This window comes from Bradyrhizobium ingae (assembly GCF_055791185.1).
Genome location: NZ_JBVUBB010000107.1, coordinates 1 through 614, shown reverse-complemented (window position 1 = coordinate 614; position 614 = coordinate 1). Strand labels below are relative to the sequence as shown.

The window sequence follows — 614 nt, the reverse complement described above, 5'->3', positions numbered from 1 at the left end:
GGTCTGCCACCAGGTGTCGACGATCGGGCAGCGGTCCTCGCCGACGACGCGGTGATACCACTCCCAGGCTTCCGGATTGATGGGCTCGCCGACCGAGCCGAGCAGACGCAGGCTCGCGCGCGAGGTCGTCTTCACCGGCTCGTCGCCGCCCTGCATCAAGGCGCGGATCGCGGTCGGCGCGGTGTAGAAGATGTTGACCTTGTGCTTGTCGATGACGTTCCAGAAGCGGGAGTTATCGGGGTAGTTCGGCACGCCTTCGAACATCAGCGTGGTCGCGCCGTTGGCGAGCGGGCCATAGAGAATGTAGCTGTGGCCGGTGACCCAGCCGACGTCGGCGGTGCACCAGTAGATGTCGCCATCGTGATAGTCGAACACGTATTGATGCGTCATCGCGGCATAGACGAGATAGCCGCCCGAGGTGTGCAGCACGCCCTTCGGCGTGCCGGTCGAACCGGAGGTGTAGAGGATGAACAGCGGATCCTCGGCATGCATGTGCTCGGCCGGGCAGTCCGTCGTCACCATCTTGGCGGCGTCGTGGTACCAGAGGTCGCGCGACGGGTTCATGTCGACCTTGCCGCCGGTGCGCTTGACCACGATGACCCAGTCGACGCCTT

Annotated in this window: 1 protein-coding gene; it reads right to left on the bottom strand. The window is 64.7% G+C overall.

Going from position 1 to position 614, the window contains the following annotated elements; translation table 11 throughout:
- Positions 1–614: AMP-binding protein (locus ACV1FX_RS41750; protein ID WP_473123288.1), on the bottom strand; the 614-nt coding region annotated here is incomplete at both ends.